Origin of the sequence: Streptomyces sp. NPDC049585 (assembly GCF_040675615.1) — a bacterium.
GTDB lineage: Bacteria > Actinomycetota > Actinomycetes > Streptomycetales > Streptomycetaceae > Streptomyces > Streptomyces luteosporeus.
In genome coordinates, this window is sequence record NZ_JBFAPE010000014.1 from 49,623 (window position 1) to 66,028 (window position 16,406).

Here is a 16,406-nt window from a genome sequence, read left to right on the forward strand (position 1 = left end):
CAGCCCGGCTCACGCCGGCCGCGACGCGCCCGCGAAGGGCATCTCGTCGATCGGTGCGACGCGCACCGGCGCCCCGGGATGCGGGGCGTGGATCATCTTCCCGTCGCCGACGTACAGCCCGACGTGGCTGATGCCCGAGTAGAAGAAGACCAGGTCGCCGGGGGCCAGCTGGGAGCGGGCGATGCGCCGGCCCGCGTTGATCTGGGTGTACGTGGTGCGCGGCAGCGACACCCCGGCCGCCTGCCAGGCCGCCTGGGTCAGCCCTGAGCAGTCGAAGGCGTCGGGCCCAGTGGCGCCCCACACGTACGGCTTGCCGAGCGCGGCGTACGCGAAGGCCACGGCGCGCGCGGCGCGGCCCTGGACGGCCCGGCCCACCGCCTCCTGCGCGCCGGCCGCCGCAGCGGCCGCCGCGGCGGGGGCGGCGGAGGCGGCCGTGTCGGCGGCCTCGACGGCCGTGCGCTCGGTCGCGGAGAGCTTGTCCAGCAGCTGCCGGGCCGCGTCCAGCCGCTCCTCGATGGTGCGCTTGTGCGCGGCGAGCGCGGCCTCCTCCCGCCGGATCTCCGTCAGCCGGTCCTCGGCGGTGGTGCGCACCTGCTGGACGTCGCGCAGGTCCTGGCGCACCCGGGCCAGGGCGCCGGCCTGCTCCTGGCCGGCGCGCTCGGCCAGGGAGGCGTCCTGCAGGAACCGGTCCGGGCTGCTGGAGAGCAGCAGCCGCACGCCGGCGGGGACGCCGCCCTCGCGGTACTGGGCGGTGGCGAAGGAGCCCAGCGCGTTGCGGGCGGCGTTCAGGCGCTCGGTGCGGCGGGCGGCCTCGTCCTGGAGCCGGCCCAGCGCGCTGCGCGCCCGGTCGGCGCGCTCCTTGACCCCGTTGTACTGCTCGGTGGCCACCTCGGCCTGCTGGTAGTACCGGCTCACCTGGGCCCGGACCTCGGCGACGGTGGGCGCGGGGGCGGCGTGGCCGGTGCCCTCCAGGACCGTGGCCGTGGCGGCCCCCGCGAGGGCGAGCGTGGCCGCGGTGCGGGCCGTGCCGCCGGCGAGCGGGCGCTGCTTGGGCTTTCGGTGCGTCGCCACGTCGGCCGTCACTTCCTTCTTCGTCCAGCGGGCTTCTTCGTCCGGGCTTCTTCGTCCGGGCTTCTTCGTCCAAGGGGCCGGCGGCGGCCCGCACGAGGGGGGAGGGGCGGGCCGCCGCGTCTGGAGGAGGACGCTAAACCTCGGACCCGGCCGGAAACGGGCATGACCGCTATTGCCCTGAATCTGCTGTTTGCCGACCGGCGATGGCGTACGTTCCCGGCCGAACCGTAAGGATCCGGCCGTGGACTGATCGAAGTCCCGATCCCCGGCCACCTGCCGACGGGCGGGTGGTATGGCCCCATTAGGGTCGCTGGCATGGACGTACTCATTCACGCCGTCGTCGGCCTGCACATCGTCGGCATCGCGGCCCTCCTCGGCGGCTTCCTGACCCAGATGAAGGCCATGGGCCAGGGCACGGCGCGCATGACGCCGGCCATGCTGCACGGCGCGCTGACCATGCTGGTCACCGGCGTCGCGCTGGTCGGCCTGCACCAGACGCAGGGCGACACGATCAACACCATCAAGATCGGCGTGAAGCTGGCCCTGCTCGTGGTGATCCTCGGCCTGGTCTACGTCAAGCGGGACGAGGAGAAGGTCGAGTCCGCGGCGCTCGGCACGGTCGGCGCGCTGACCGCGGCCAACATCTTCATCGCCGTGCTGTGGGTGTGACGACCGGCCCCCATGTGGTGCGGGCCACTGTCGGCCGGATCGTCCGGCCGGGTGTCGGTGGGGACGCCTAGACTCGGGAGGCGATGAGCAGCCTCTTTGACGACAGCTTCCTGGCGGACTTCGCCCCCTCGGACCCCTCCGGCGAGGAGGCCCCGCCGCCTCCGGAGGACACGGAGTCCGAGCCCCTGCCGGACGACCTGTTCGGCGGGGCGTTCGACGTGCCCGTCCCCCGCGAGGCGTACTACCGCGACGGCGCCCACCGGCCCGTGGTGGACCCCGAGGCGCTGCTGGACGGGATGAACGACCAGCAGCGCGCCGCCGTCGTGCACACCGGCTCGCCGCTGCTCATCGTCGCGGGCGCCGGCTCCGGCAAGACGCGCGTGCTCACCCACCGCATCGCGCACCTGCTGGGCGCGCGCGGCGTCCACCCCGGCCAGATCCTCGCCATCACCTTCACCAACAAGGCCGCCGGCGAGATGAAGGAGCGCGTCGAGCAGCTGGTCGGCCCGCGCGCCCACGCGATGTGGGTGATGACCTTCCACAGCGCGTGCGTGCGCATCCTGCGCCGCGAGAGCAAGAAGCTGGGCTTCACGTCCTCCTTCTCGATCTACGACGCGGCCGACTCCAAGCGGCTGATGGCGCTCGTCTGCCGCGACCTGGACCTCGACCCGAAGAAGTTCCCGCCGAAGTCCTTCAGCGCGAAGATCTCCAACCTGAAGAACGAGCTCATCGACGAGGAGGCCTTCGCCGCGCAGGCCGCCGACGGATTCGAGAAGACGCTCGCCGAGGCGTACGCGATGTACCAGTCGCGGCTGCGCGAGGCCAACGCGCTGGACTTCGACGACATCATCATGACCACGGTCCACCTGCTCCAGGCCTTCCCGGACGTGGCCGAGCACTACCGCCGCCGCTTCCGGCACGTCCTGGTCGACGAGTACCAGGACACCAACCACGCGCAGTACACGCTCGTGCGCGAGCTCGTCGGCACCCCCGCCACCACCGGCGAGGAGGGCCCCGCCGAGCTGTGCGTGGTGGGCGACGCCGACCAGTCGATCTACGCCTTCCGCGGCGCGACCATCCGCAACATCCTCCAGTTCGAGGAGGACTACCCGGACGCCACCACGATCCTGCTGGAGCAGAACTACCGCTCCACGCAGACCATCCTCAACGCCGCCAACGCGGTGATCGAGCGCAACGAGAACCGCCGCCCCAAGAACCTGTGGACGCAGGCCGGCGCCGGCGCCGGCATCACCGGCTACGTCGCCGACACCGAGCACGACGAGGCCCAGTTCGTCGCCGACGAGATCGACCGGCTCACCGACGCCGGCGACGCCAAGGCCGGCGACGTGGCCGTCTTCTACCGCACCAACGCCCAGTCCCGTGTGTTCGAGGAGATCTTCATCCGGGTCGGGCTGCCCTACAAGGTCGTCGGCGGCGTGCGCTTCTACGAGCGCAAGGAGGTCCGCGACGTCCTCGCGTACCTGCGCGTCCTGGCCAACCCCGAGGACACCGTCCCGCTGCGGCGCATCCTCAACGTGCCCAAGCGCGGCATCGGCGAGCGCGCCGAGGCCATGATCGACGCACTCTCGCTGCGCGAGAAGGTCAGCTTCGCCCAGGCTCTGCGCCGCGTCGACGAGGCGTACGGCATGGCGCCCCGCTCCACCAACGCCGTCAAGCGCTTCAACGCGCTGATGGAGGAGCTGCGCACCGTCGTGGAGTCCGGCGCCGGACCGGCCACCGTGCTGGAGGCCGTCCTGGAGCGGACGGGCTACCTCGCCGAGCTGCAGTCCTCCACCGACCCCCAGGACGAGACCCGCATCGAGAACCTCCAGGAGCTCGCCGCGGTGGCCCTGGAGTTCGAGCAGGAGCGCACGGAGGACGAGCCGGGCACGCTGGCCGACTTCCTGGAGAAGGTCGCCCTCGTCGCCGACTCCGACCAGATCCCCGACGAGGACGAGGAGGGCAGCGGCGTCATCACGCTGATGACCCTCCACACCGCGAAGGGCCTCGAATTCCCCGTCGTCTTCCTCACGGGCATGGAGGACGGCGTCTTCCCCCACCAGCGCGCCCTCGGCCAGACCAAGGAGCTGGAGGAGGAGCGGCGCCTGGCCTACGTGGGCATCACCCGCGCCCGCGAGCGGCTCTACCTGACCCGCTCCAGCATGCGCAGCGCCTGGGGCCAGCCCTCGTACAACCCGCCGTCGCGGTTCCTGGAGGAGATCCCCGACCAGTACGTGACATGGCGCCGCACCGGGCCCGCCACGCCGTCGGCGTCCTCCCTGGGTGCCGGCTCCGGGATCACGTCCGGCTTCTCGTCGCGCAGCACCACGTCGCGGGCCCAGCCGAGCGGCTTCGCGACGCGGCGGGCGAAGGAGCGGCAGGTGGTCGCGCTGACCATCGGCGACCGCGTCACGCACGACTCCTTCGGCCTCGGCACGGTCGTGGGCGTGAAGGGCAGCGGCGACAACGCGGAGGCGACGATCGACTTCGGTGACGAGAAGCCGAAGCGGCTGCTGTTGCGGTATGCGCCGGTGGAGAAGCTCTGACGCTCGGCTGCGGGCCGGTGGGGGCTGCTCGCGCCCACGCGGCGGAGCCGCACGTCAGTACAGCCCCGCGGCCCCTGTCAGGTCGGGTCCAGGTCGTGGCTTCTCAGCCACGGGAGGGGGTCTATGGCAGAGCCGCCGGGGCGTACCTCGAAGTGCAGGTGCGGTCCGGTGGAGTTGCCGGAGTTGCCTGAGTAGGCGATGACGTCACCGGCCTTCACCGGGCCCGAGCGGATCTTGTAGTTGCTCAGGTGGCAGTACCAGGTCTCGGTGCCGTCGGCCGAGGTCACCTTGGCCATGTTGCCGTAGGCCACGTTGTACTGCGTGGTGACCGTGCCGTCGGTCGCCGCCATGACGGGCGTGCCGTAGGCGACGGGGAAGTCGATGCCGGTGTGCACCGACATCCAGTTGACGCCCGCCTGGCCGTAGTAGGCGCTCAGCCCGTGCTGCGTGACCGGCAGCGAGAACTTCGGCCGCTCCCGCTCCTTGCGGGCGGCCTCCTCGGCCTTGCGCTTGCGCTCCTCCTCCTGCCGGAGCTTGAGGTCGAGCCGCTCCTGGGTGCGGCTGGCGCGGGAGGCGAAGTCGTCGGCGCCCTGGCTGAGTCCGGCGAGCTGGGTGTCGAGCTTGCTGTTGGCGGCCGCGGTCTTGACGGAGGCGTCGGGGGCCGTGGCGGCGGTGGTCTGCTTGTCGTCCTTGGCGGCGCCGCCCGTCATGACGGAGGCGGCGGCGATGCCCGCGACGCCCATGACGGCGACCGAGGGCACGGCGACGGTGAGCAGGGCGCGGCGGTGCGGGCGCTGGCCCGGGCGGTGTCCGGCGCGGCCGGGGGCGGTGCCCTTGCGACGGCCGGAGCGGGCCTGGCGGGGGACGGCCGGCGCGTCGTCGGGGAGCGCCTCTGCGGGCGCCTCGGCCTCGGGTTCCTCGATGACCAGCATGGCGCGGGTCTCGGCGTCGGCCATGGTCGCGGCCGCCGGTGCGGGGTCCGCGGTGGCGGCCGAGAGGTCGACCATGAGGGTGGGCGTCGGCTGGGCGGCCGCGGGTGCGACGTCGGCGTACGCGCTGGTGTCCCAGGTCTGGGTCTGCTGGGCGTGCTGCGCGGCGAGGTCGCCCCACTGCCCGGAGGCGTCCCAGTACGTGTTCTGGCCGCCGTGGGTGTCCCACGTGGCGGCGTGGCCGTGGCCCGAGGTGTCCCACTGGCCCGACTGGCCCGACTGGCCCGACTGGTCCCACTGGCCCGAGTGGTGCTGGCCGGTGTCGTAGGAACCGGTGTCGTAGGAGCCCGTGTGCCAGGCGCCGGAGTTGTACTGACCCGACTGCCCCGACTGCGCGGGATCACTCCAATGGCCGGAGGTGTCCCACTGCCCGGAGGGGTGCCCGCCGTAGGTCTCGTAGCCGCTGGTGTTCCACGTCTGGGTCTGGCCCTGGGTGTCCCAGGAGCCGGTCGTGTCCCACTGACCGGTGCCGGTGCCGGTGCCGTCGTAACCGGCGTAGCTCTGCTGCTCGTACGAGGAGGAGTAGTGCCCGTGCCCAAAAGGGGCGTCGGGAACGGGAACGGGCCGATCCGGGCCCGCCGACGGGTGACGGTCGTTCACCACCACATCCATTTCGCCTTGGCAGTCAGGAGAATTAGCGGCGACTGTACCCGGCGGTATGCGGCGGCGACAATCTTCCCCACCTTACGGGCGCGGAGTACCCGGGTATTTAGCCGCCTTTTGGCGGACTGACCCACTCCGGAAGAGATGATGTTCGATATTCGTTCGAGAACCGTCAGGCGACCGAGACGGCCCCCGTCGCCCCCGTCCGCGCCTCTTCGGTGGTCAGAGCCTGCCTGATGCCCGCGGCCACGGCCGCATGTACCGGAAGTGCCAGATGTCCCACTCCGCTCACCCGCACGTTGCGCACCCGGAGATCGGGATGGTCGATTCGGGCGGTCTCGACCGGAACCATGATCTGATCCAGGTCGCTCCAGAATCCGATGAATTGCGTTGCACAATGCGGCGCCGGCTCCGCCAGCTCACGGATCACCTCGGAATCCGGACGCATCTGCCGCACCAGTGGATGCGCGGACGCGAGCGGCGCCACCCGGGTGCCGCCGTGCGGCGTGCCGAGGGTGACCAGCATGCGCACCCGCGCGTCGCCGCCCAGCCGCTGGACGTAATAGCGCGCGATCAGCCCGCCCAGGCTGTGCCCCACCATGTCGACCCGCTCGTGCCCGGTGCGCGCGCAGACCTCCTCCACATGCCGGCCCAGCAGCCCGGCCGCCGTGCGCAGGTCGCACGTCAGGGGCGAGTAGTTGAGCGACCACACCAGCGGCCAGCCGTGCCGGCGCAGCGAGCGGCGCAACAGCACGAACACCGAGCGGTTGTCGATGAAACCGTGCAGCAGCAGCACCGGCGGCCGGCCCGCCGCCGGCCCCACGGCCTCCTGCGGCGGCAGGGGCTCCGCCGCCAGTGCCTCCCCGCGAGGCACCGGAAGGCGGACCGGGCGCCGCTCCTGGACCATGCCCGTCGGATACATCAGGACATGCGCGGTCAGGATGGCCAGCTCCAGCACGGTGGAGCGGACGAGCGCCGCCGTCGGGCGCACAAGAGCACAAGAGCGTATGAGCGTACAGAGAAAGGGCAAGGCCTTCATGGCCGACCGACCTCCCGAACAGCACACGGAAGGCGGACCCTTTCCCCCGTGTGCTCTCGCCCCGTGGTCCGGCGGCTCGAAGCGGAGGTGGGTGCAGTGACCCATGAGACGCGGGGTACGGGAGCGGTGCTTAGCGAATGTGGTGTCCCACGTGTGATTTCCCCCTCGCTCCGTCCCGCGAAACGACCGCGTGCGGGATGCTGGACGTAACGTTCGTTCACATGGAGGCAGTGATGGGAGTGACCGGTCCGATCCGCGTGGTGGTGGCCAAGCCGGGCCTCGACGGCCACGATCGCGGGGCCAAGGTCATCGCGCGTGCGCTGCGCGACGCCGGCATGGAGGTCATCTACACCGGGCTCCACCAGACCCCCGAGCAGATCGTCGACACCGCGATCCAGGAGGACGCCGACGCCATCGGCCTGTCCATCCTCTCCGGCGCCCACAACACCCTCTTCGCCAAGGTGATAGAGCTCCTCAAGGAGCGGGACGCGGAGGACATCAAGGTCTTCGGCGGCGGCATCATCCCCGACGAGGACATCCCCCCGCTCAAGCGGATCGGCGTCGCCGAGATCTTCACGCCCGGTGCGACCACCACCGCGATCGTCGAATGGGTCAACACCAACGTCCGGCAGACCGCCGAGGCCTGACGGGTCACCGGGTCACCGGGTCACCGGGTCATCGGGTCACCCCGGTCGTCCGGCGAGCTCCGCCAGCATCGTGGCGCGGAGGCGCAGCGTGCCCAACAGCCGCTGGAACGCCTCCGCCCAGTAACCCGGCGCACTGCCGACCTCGGGCTGCCGCGGCAGCAGCTCCAGGGCCGCCAACCGGTCCGCCTGCGCCGGGTCCAGACAGCGCTCCGCCATGCCCATCACCCCGCTGAAGCTCCACGGATAGCCGCCGGCGTCCCGCGCGGCGTCCAGCGCGTCCACCACGGCCGCCCCCAGCGGCTCGGCCCACGGCACGGCGCACGCGCCCAGCAGCCGGAACGAGTCCGCCAGGCCGTTCGCGGCCACGAACCGTGCCACCCACTGCGCCCGTTCCCCCGCCGGCAGCGCCGACAACAACCTCGCCGGATCCAGCCACACCGCCCCCTGCGGCTCCGGCGGCGCGGCCGGCGGACCCAGCAGCGCCCTCGCCCACCGCGCGTCCTGCTGCCGCACCGCCGCCCTCGCCCACGCCGCATGCAGCTCCGGCTGCCAGCCGTCCGCCACCGGCAGCGCCACCGCCTCCTGCGGGCCGCCCACCCCCAACCGCTCGCACCACACCGCCAGCGGCGCCGCCTCCACCAGCTGACCCAGCCACCACGACCGCTCCCCGCGACCGGACGGCGGCTTCGCCACCACCCCGTCCCGCTCCATCGCCCGGTCGCACTCGTGCGGAGCCTCCACCACGATCCGCGGCCCGGTGCCCGCCGTACGGTCCAGGGCCACACAGGAACGGGCCCGCTCCGCCATGCGCGCCGTCAGCGCCGAACCGGGCAGGGCGCCCAGCAACTCCGCCGCGGCCGCCCTGACATTGCGGCTGCGGTCCGCCAGTGCCGCCTCCAGGAACGGCTCGTCGTCCTTGCCGAGACCCTCGCGCAGGGCGTCGAGGAACAGCAGCCGGTCCTCGGCGCGCTCCTTCGCCCAGCCGGCCGCCAGCAGCTCCCGACCCGCCGCGGCATCCCTGCGGCGCAGCGCGGTGAGCACCGCCACGCGCTCGGCGAACAACCCCTCCTCCCACGTGCGCTGCCGCTCCTCCTCGCCCTCCGGTACGGCCCCGTGCGCGCGCAGCGCGTACTTCCACTGCGGGTTGAGGCGCGCCAGCCACAGGGCGCGGGGGCCACCGAGGACGAGCGCCTCCGGGCGCAGGTCGCTGCGGGCACGCGCCACCTCCAGCAGGGCGGGCAGCAACTCCTCGGGCGCCCGGTAACCGTGCCGGTTGGCGGCGGCCAGCCACTGCGGCAGCAGCTCGGTCAGATCCGGCGCGCCGCCGTGCCGCGGGCCGCCGCCGGCGAGCAGCGAGGCCAGGCGCCGCCGGGCGGCGGGCGGCAGACCGGGACGGGGATCGTCGCCGGCGGGCGGGGGGAGGGGACGTGGGGTACCGGGTTGCAGGGCGGCCCGGTGCTGCACGGTGCGGACGGCGGCCTCGTCGAGCAGGGCGACGGGGTCGCCGCCTTGGCGGTCGGTGCCGAGCAGTGCGGTGGCGACGAGCTCGCCCCAACGGCCGTTCATGGCTCCTCCTGTGATGTGTCGTATACGCCTGCGGCGGGCCGATCCCCAGCCCCACCCTCTCCCCGTCTCCTAGCGGGGCTGCGCCCCCTAGCACCCCCGGACCGGGCTCCGCCCGGTGGCCTCAAGCGCCGGCCGGGCTGAATTCGGCACCCGTTGGTGGGCAGGCGTTCCGCTGGGCGGAACGGGTGGGCACCAACCCGCCCACCGGGCAGTACCACCCCGCGGCAGCCCACACCCCCAGCGGTGCGAAGCCCCGGTGGCCGCACTCGCCGAACACCCGTACCGGCGTGCCCCCGGAGACCGCTGCCAGCCGCCACAGGCCCTCCCCGTCCTCGACCGGCACGGCCTCGCCGGCCACCGGATCGGCCAGCTGCCACCCTTCCTCCACGCCCCCCGGAGGGACCGGCACCACCCCTTCCACCACCACCGGCCACCCCTCCACCCACGGGTCGTCCGCCAGCACCGCGCCGTACGTCCGCAGTGCATCCCCGATGCCGACCCCCGGCGGCGGATCCGCCCCCGGCGCCGGGGTGCCGTAGGAAGCCCCCAGTACGGCTCGCAGCGGCCGTGCCCCCGCGTGGAAGGAGAGCTCCGCATCGATCTCCAGCCCGACGGGCAGCGTCAGTTCGACCGGTCGTCCGCCCCCGCCGTAGGCGAGCAGCAGTGCTATGCGTCCCGTGTCGCGGCCCCGCAGCCATATGCGCCGTGTCGTCAGGCGTCCGTCGTCGCTGTCGCGCTGGGCGAGGACGAGCCAGTGGTCCCGTACGGGTGGTCCGGTGGTGGTGGCAGGGAGGCCGACGCGGGAGCGGACGGTCGCGGCGAGGGGTTCCGGGAGCTCTCCCACGCGCAGGAAGCCCTGGTTCAGCGTGTGCAGGAGGGCGCATTCCTCCAGCATTCGTGAGGCCCGTGTCGCGCCGGCGCCGGCGCCGACGCCCGCCAGGTCGCGTACGCGCGCGGCCAGGCCCGGGGCCTGCGCGTCGACCATGCGGGCCGCCGTCTCGTCCCACTGCTCGTAGCCCGCGCCTTCCGCGGCGGCGAGTCCGCCTTGCAGGAGGTCGGTCAGCCGCTGCTCCAACTCGGCGGCTCCCGCCGCGATCCGCTGCGCGCGCCGCTCGGCGCGGCGTCGTGCCGCCGCCTCGCGTGATGCCACGTCAGGTCCGCGTGCCAAACCCTGCTCCACCGTCCGGTGCTCCCCCTGCGGATTCATGTCCACGACGCTAGGACCCCCCACTGACAACCGCCCGGAATCGCAGGTCAGGGCGATTGTCAGTGGCTGGGTGCAGGGTGGTCGCACATCCCGGAAGCGCACGACGAGGGGGACATCCGTGACCGTGCCCGGAACCGAGACCCAGGCCCTGCGGCCGCACGCCGAGGACGCCTTCGCCGGCGAGCTGAAGGCCCTCGCGGCGGCCGACGACCGTCCCAGGCCCGCGCGGTGGCGGCTGTCGCCGTGGGCCGTGGCCATCTACCTGCTCGGCGGCACGCTGCCCGACGGCACCGTGATCACGCCGAAGTACGTCGGCCCGCGCCGTGTCGTCGAGGTGGCCGTCACCACGCTCGCCACCGACCGGGCCCTGCTGCTCCTCGGCGTGCCCGGCACCGCCAAGACGTGGGTGTCGGAGCACCTGGCCGCCGCCGTCAGCGGCGACTCCACCCTGCTGGTGCAGGGCACCGCCGGCACCGCGGAGGAGGCCGTCCGCTACGGCTGGGACTACGCCAGGCTGCTCTCCCACGGCCCGGGCCGCGAGGCCCTCGTGCCCAGTCCCGTCATGCGCGCCATGGCGCAGGGCATGACGGCCCGTATCGAGGAGCTGACCCGTATACCGGCCGACGTGCAGGACACGCTCATCACGATCCTGTCGGAGAAGACCCTGCCCATCCCCGAACTGGGTCAGGAGGTGCAGGCCGTGCGCGGCTTCAACCTCATCGCCACCGCCAACGACCGCGACCGCGGGGTCAACGAGCTCTCCAGTGCGCTGCGCCGCCGTTTCAACACGGTGGTCCTGCCGCTGCCCGCCACCGCCGAGGACGAGGTCGGCATCGTCGTCCGCCGCGTCGACCAGATCGGCCGCTCGCTCGACCTGCCCGCCGCGCCGGACGCCGTCGAGGAGATCCGGCGCGTCGTGACGGTCTTCCGCGAACTGCGCGACGGGGTGACCGCCGACGGCCGTACCAGGCTCAAGTCGCCCTCCGGCACGCTCTCGACGGCCGAGGCCATCTCCGTCGTCACCGGCGGTCTCGCGCTGGCCACGCACTTCGGGGACGGTGTGCTGCGCGCCGGTGACGTGGCCGCCGGCGTCCTCGGCGCGGTCGTCCGCGACCCGGCGGCGGACCGCGTCGTCTGGCAGGAGTACCTGGAGACGGTCGTCCGTGAGCGCGCCGGCTGGAAGGACTTCTACCGCGCCTGCCGCGAGGTCTCCGCGTGAACGGCACCGGGCCCGCGCTGCTCGGCGTGCGCCACCACGGCCCCGGCTCGGCCCGGGCGGTGCGCGCGGCCCTTGAGCGGCTCCGCCCCGCGGCCGTGCTGGTCGAGGGCCCGCCCGAGGCCGACGCCCTCGTGCACCACGCCGCCGATCCGCAGATGCGCCCGCCGGTCGCCCTGCTCGCCCATGTCGCCGGTGACCCCGGTCGGTCCGCCTTCTGGCCCTTCGCACGCTTCTCGCCCGAGTGGGTCGCCATCCGCTGGGCCCTCGGCCACCAGGTGCCCGTCCGCTTCATCGACCTGCCCGCCGCGCACACCCTGGCCCTCGGCGAGCAGGACGGCGACCAGGACGGCGACCAGGAGGAGGCCGGGCACGACCCGCTGGCGATGCTGGCCGCGGCCGCCGGCCACGACGATCCGGAACAGTGGTGGGAGGACGTCGTCGAGCACCGCCGCGACAGCGACCCCTTCCCCGCCGTCGCCGAGGCCATGGGCGCCCTGCGGGCGGGCCTGGGCGCGGCCGCCACCGGCGGGCGCGACGCCGTGCGCGAGGCGTTCATGCGTCTCGAACTGCGCCGCGCCCGCCGCGAATTCGGTGACGACATCGCCGTCGTGTGCGGCGCCTGGCACGTGCCCGCGCTCTCCGAGAAGCGCACCGTCACCGCCGACCGGCAGCTGCTCAAGGGGCTGCCCAAGGCCAGGACCGAGCTGAGCTGGGTTCCGTGGACCCATCGCCGGCTCGCCCGGCGCAGCGGCTACGGCGCCGGCATCGCCTCCCCCGGCTGGTACGCCCACCTCTTCGAGGCCCCCGACCGGCCCGTGGAGCGCTGGTTGACCGCTGTCGCCCGGCTGCTGCGCGCCGAGGACCACCCCGTCTCCTCCGCGCACGTCATCGAGGCCGTCCGGCTCGCGCAGACCCTTGCGGCCGTGCGCGGCCGCCCCCAGCCCGGGCTCGGCGAGACCGTGGACGCCGTCCGGGCCGTGATGTGCGAGGGCTCCGACGTCCCGCTCGCCCTGATCGGCGACCGGCTGATCGTCGGCGACGACCTCGGTGAGGTCCCTGCCGCCGCACCTGCCTCGCCCCTGCAGCGCGACCTCGCCGCACTGCAGCGCAGCCTTCGGCTCAAACCCGAAGCGGCCGCCCGCGACGTCGACTTCGACCTGCGCAAGGACACCGACGCCGCCCGCAGCCGGCTGCTGCACCGACTGCGGCTCCTCGGCGTCCCCTGGGGCGAGCCGGCCCGCTCCCGCGGCGGGCTCGGCACCTTCAAGGAGCCCTGGCGGCTGTGCTGGGAGCCCGAGCTGTCCGTGCGGCTCGCCGAGGCGTCCGCCTGGGGCACCACGGTGGAGGGCGCGGCCACGGCCCGGGCCGTGGCGCTGGCCGGGGAGGCCACCGCCCTCGCCGACGTCACAGCCCTCGCCGAGCAGTGCCTGCTCGCCGGGCTCGGCGACGCCCTGCCCGACGTCATGCGCGCCCTCGCCGACCTCGCCGCCCTCGACTCCGACGTCGGTCACCTGGCGCAGGCCCTGCCCGCCCTGGTGCGCGCCGTCCGCTACGGGGACGTGCGCCGTACGGACACCGCCGCCCTGGCCGACGTGGCCGCCGGCCTGGCGGAGCGCGTCTTCGTCGGACTCCCGGCCGCCTGCTCGGGCCTCGACGCGGACGCCGCGGCCGGCATGCGCGGCCACGTCGATGCCGTCCACCAGTCGGTCGGCCTGCTGGCCGGGGCCGGGGCCGGGTCCGGTGACGGCTGCATGCGGGAGCGGTGGTCCGCCGTCCTCGCCACGCTCGCCGGGCGCGACGGGCTGCCCGGCGGCATCCGCGGCCGCGCCGCGCGGCTGCTGCTCGACGACGGCCGGCTGGACGAGGAGCGCGCCGCCCGCCTCATGGGCCTGGCCCTCTCACCCGGTACGGACCCGGCCGAGGCCGCCGCCTGGATCGAGGGCTTCGTCGGCACCGGCGCCTCCGGCGGCATGCTCCTGCTGCACGACCAGCGCCTGCTGGGCCTGGTCGACACATGGCTCACGGGCGTGGCGCCGGACGCCTTCCCGGCCGTCCTGCCGCTGCTGCGCCGCACGTTCGCGGCCTTCGACCCGGGCATACGCCGTGCCCTGGGCACCCACCTGCGCCACGGCGCCACCGCGCCCGCCCCGTCCGCCCTCACCCCACCGGGCTTCGCCCCGACCCATGACCCTGCCCGCACAAGGGCGGTCCTGCCGACCCTGCGCCTGCTCCTGGGCCTCCCCGCCCCGCATCCGTCCGACATCGAAACCGAAAGGGCATCCGCATGACCGCCGACAGCCAGGGTGGCTCCGACCCCGTCGCCGAGCGGCTGCGCCGCTGGCGGTTGGTGCTCGGTGGGGAGCAGGACGGCACCGGGGTCGGGCTCCAGCCGCAGGACGTGACCGTCGACCGCACCCTGGAGGCCGTCTACGGCGGTGGCGGGGCCGGGGCGGGGCTCGGGGGGTCCGCGCCGCGGGTGGTGCGGTGGCTGGGGGACATCCGTACGTACTTCCCCGCCTCCGTCGTCCGGGTGATGCAGCGCGACGCCATCGACCGTCTGGGGCTGTCGACGCTGCTCCTGGAGCCGGAGATGCTGGAGGCCGTCGAGGCGGACGTCCATCTCGTGGGCACGCTGCTGTCGCTGAACAAGGCGATGCCGGAGCGTGTGCGGGCGACCGCCCGGGTCGTCGTCGGCAAGGTCGTCCGCGAGTTGGAGGCGCGGCTGACGCAGCACACCCGGGCGACCCTCGCCGGCGCCCTGGACCGGTCGGCCCGCATCAGCCGGCCGCGGCACCGCGACATCGACTGGAACCGCACCATCCGTGCCAACCTCAAGAACTACCTGCCCGAGTACGGCACGGTCGTGCCCGAGCGGCTCGTCGGCCACGGCCGTGCCGCGCGGGCGGTGCGCAAGGAGGTGGTCCTGTGCATCGACCAGTCCGCTTCGATGGCTCCCTCCGTCGTGTACGCCTCCGTCTTCGGCGCCGTCCTGGCGTCGATGCGCTCCCTCGACACCCGGCTGGTGGTCTTCGACACGTCCGTCGTGGACCTGACCGACCGGCTGGCCGACCCGGTGGACGTGCTCTTCGGCACGCAGCTGGGCGGCGGCACCGACATCGACCGGGCCCTGGCCCACTGCCAGTCCCGCATCACCCGCCCGGCGGACACGGTCGTGGTCCTGATCAGTGATCTGTACGAGGGCGGGATACGCGACGGCATGCTCAAGCGGGTGGCGGCGATGAAGGCGTCGGGCGTGCAGTTCGTGGCGCTGCTGGCTCTGTCGGACGAGGGGGCGCCGGCGTACGACCACGAGCACGCGGCGGCCCTGGCGGCGCTGGGCGTCCCGGCCTTCGCCTGCACGCCCGACCTGTTCCCGGAGGTGATGGCGGCGGCGCTGGAGAAGCGTCCGCTGCCGGTGCCGTCGGGGTGACCGGCCGGCCGATCACGCCGACGGGTGATCGCAGCATGCTGTGAGCGTAATCACGGCCGGAGTGTGACCTGCGATTTAGGGGTCGCCCTCCCGCGGGGATAACCTGCGAGACGGACATGCCGCGTCAACGGTGAACGTGTGCCGCCCTCGTAATAGATCGCGTCCTCACGCTGCCCCGCGGCACGCCCGCGCAGACAACGAACCGCGATATCCAGAAAAGGGACGGACGCGCGTGGACCTGTTCGAGTACCAGGCGAGGGACCTCTTCGCCAAGCACGGTGTACCGGTGCTGGCCGGTGAAGTCATCGACACGCCTGAGGCGGCGCGCGAGGCCACTGAGCGTCTGGGCGGCCGTTCGGTCGTCAAGGCTCAGGTGAAGGTCGGCGGCCGCGGCAAGGCCGGCGGCGTGAAGCTGGCCGCCACCCCGGACGAGGCCGTCGCCCGCGCGACGGACATCCTCGGCATGGACATCAAGGGCCACACGGTTCACAAGGTCATGATCGCCGAGACCGCTCCGGAGATCGCCGAGGAGTACTACGTCTCGTACCTCCTCGACCGCACCAACCGCACCTTCCTTGCCATGGCGTCGGTCGCCGGCGGCATGGACATCGAGGAGGTCGCGGCCACGACCCCCGAGAAGCTCGCCAAGGTGCCGGTCGACGCCAATGAGGGCGTCTCGATCGACAAGGCCCGCGAGATCGTCGCCCAGGCCGCCTTCCCGGCCGAGGTCGCCGAGCAGGTCGCCGAGGTCCTCGTGACCCTGTGGAAGACCTTCGTCGCCGAGGACGCGCTCCTCGTCGAGGTCAACCCGCTCGCCAAGGTCGCCGACGGCCGCGTCATCGCGCTCGACGGCAAGGTCTCCCTGGACGCCAACGCCGCGTTCCGTCAGCCCTCGCACGAGGAGCTCGAGGACAAGGCCGCCGCCGACCCGCTGGAGGCCGCGGCCAAGGCCAAGGGCCTGAACTACGTCAAGCTCGACGGCCAGGTCGGCATCATCGGCAACGGCGCGGGTCTCGTCATGAGCACCCTCGACGTCGTCGCCTACGCCGGTGAGAACCACGGTGGCGTCAAGCCCGCCAACTTCCTCGACATCGGTGGCGGCGCCTCCGCCGAGGTGATGGCCAACGGCCTCGAGATCATCCTCGGCGACCCGGACGTCAAGTCCGTCTTCGTCAACGTCTTCGGCGGCATCACCGCCTGCGACGCGGTCGCCAACGGCATCGTGCAGGCCCTGGCCCTGCTCGAGTCCAAGGGCGAGAAGGTCGAGAAGCCGCTGGTCGTGCGCCTCGACGGCAACAACGCGGAGCTGGGTCGCAAGATCCTGACCGACGCCAACCACCCGCTGGTGCAGCAGGTGGACACCATGGACGGCGCCGCCGAGCGCGCCGCCGAGCTGGCCGCTAAGTAAGGGACGAGGTCA

At 73.3% G+C, this 16,406-nt stretch carries 11 protein-coding genes and 1 pseudogene; 7 read left to right on the top strand and 5 right to left on the bottom strand.

Features of this window, described 5'->3' with window-relative positions:
• Window positions 1-9 precede the first annotated feature (9 nt).
• On the bottom strand, window positions 10-1,071 hold the full coding sequence (locus tag AB0K17_RS16725) for an NlpC/P60 family protein (protein ID WP_365983332.1): 1,062 nt from the start codon (window positions 1,069-1,071) through the stop codon (window positions 10-12).
• Between the two features lie 315 nt (window positions 1,072-1,386).
• Here AB0K17_RS16725 and AB0K17_RS16730 point away from each other — a divergent pair, with 315 nt between their 5' ends.
• Window positions 1,387-1,740: a hypothetical protein gene (locus AB0K17_RS16730; RefSeq protein ID WP_344432703.1), complete on the top strand. Its 354-nt coding sequence runs from the start codon at window positions 1,387-1,389 to the stop codon at window positions 1,738-1,740.
• Window positions 1,741-1,823: 83 nt separating this feature from the next.
• A complete protein-coding gene (gene pcrA, locus AB0K17_RS16735) occupies window positions 1,824-4,286 on the top strand; it encodes a DNA helicase PcrA (RefSeq protein ID WP_365969472.1) in 2,463 nt (820 codons plus the stop codon).
• A gap of 77 nt (window positions 4,287-4,363) precedes the next feature.
• On the opposite strand, the gene AB0K17_RS16740 is transcribed toward pcrA, so the two are convergent.
• Window positions 4,364-5,875: a M23 family metallopeptidase gene (locus AB0K17_RS16740; protein WP_365983333.1), complete on the bottom strand. Its 1,512-nt coding sequence runs from the start codon at window positions 5,873-5,875 to the stop codon at window positions 4,364-4,366.
• Between the two features lie 175 nt (window positions 5,876-6,050).
• Complete coding sequence (locus AB0K17_RS16745; protein ID WP_365969474.1) at window positions 6,051-6,917, bottom strand: alpha/beta fold hydrolase; 867 nt, start codon at window positions 6,915-6,917, stop codon at window positions 6,051-6,053.
• Window positions 6,918-7,150: 233 nt separating this feature from the next.
• On the opposite strand from AB0K17_RS16745, the gene AB0K17_RS16750 reads away from it, so the two are divergent.
• On the top strand, window positions 7,151-7,564 hold the full coding sequence (locus AB0K17_RS16750) for a cobalamin B12-binding domain-containing protein (RefSeq protein ID WP_365969475.1): 414 nt from the start codon (window positions 7,151-7,153) through the stop codon (window positions 7,562-7,564).
• A 36-nt stretch (window positions 7,565-7,600) separates the two neighbouring features.
• On the opposite strand, the gene AB0K17_RS16755 is transcribed toward AB0K17_RS16750, so the two are convergent.
• Together AB0K17_RS16755 and AB0K17_RS16760 are read right to left on the bottom strand one after the other, a co-directional pair.
• Window positions 7,601-9,130: a DUF5691 domain-containing protein gene (locus AB0K17_RS16755; RefSeq protein WP_365969476.1), complete on the bottom strand. Its 1,530-nt coding sequence runs from the start codon at window positions 9,128-9,130 to the stop codon at window positions 7,601-7,603.
• Between the two features lie 121 nt (window positions 9,131-9,251).
• A pseudogene (locus AB0K17_RS16760) lies at window positions 9,252-10,262 on the bottom strand (hypothetical protein); the annotation flags it as partial.
• Between the two features lie 193 nt (window positions 10,263-10,455).
• Between AB0K17_RS16760 and AB0K17_RS16765 the strand changes: the two are divergent.
• From AB0K17_RS16765 to sucC, 4 genes are all read left to right on the top strand, one after another.
• Window positions 10,456-11,556, top strand: a complete 1,101-nt coding sequence (locus AB0K17_RS16765) for an AAA family ATPase (protein ID WP_365983334.1) — start codon at window positions 10,456-10,458, stop codon at window positions 11,554-11,556.
• A complete protein-coding gene (locus AB0K17_RS16770) occupies window positions 11,553-13,844 on the top strand; it encodes a DUF5682 family protein (RefSeq protein WP_365983335.1) in 2,292 nt (763 codons plus the stop codon). The genes AB0K17_RS16765 and AB0K17_RS16770 overlap by 4 nt, the downstream gene beginning before the upstream one ends.
• Window positions 13,841-14,986, top strand: coding sequence for a VWA domain-containing protein (locus tag AB0K17_RS16775; protein ID WP_365983336.1), 1,146 nt, complete (start codon window positions 13,841-13,843; stop codon window positions 14,984-14,986). The genes AB0K17_RS16770 and AB0K17_RS16775 overlap by 4 nt, the downstream gene beginning before the upstream one ends.
• 232 nt (window positions 14,987-15,218) lie before the next feature.
• Complete coding sequence (gene sucC, locus AB0K17_RS16780; RefSeq protein ID WP_365969559.1) at window positions 15,219-16,394, top strand: ADP-forming succinate--CoA ligase subunit beta; 1,176 nt, start codon at window positions 15,219-15,221, stop codon at window positions 16,392-16,394.
• Window positions 16,395-16,406 lie beyond the last annotated feature (12 nt).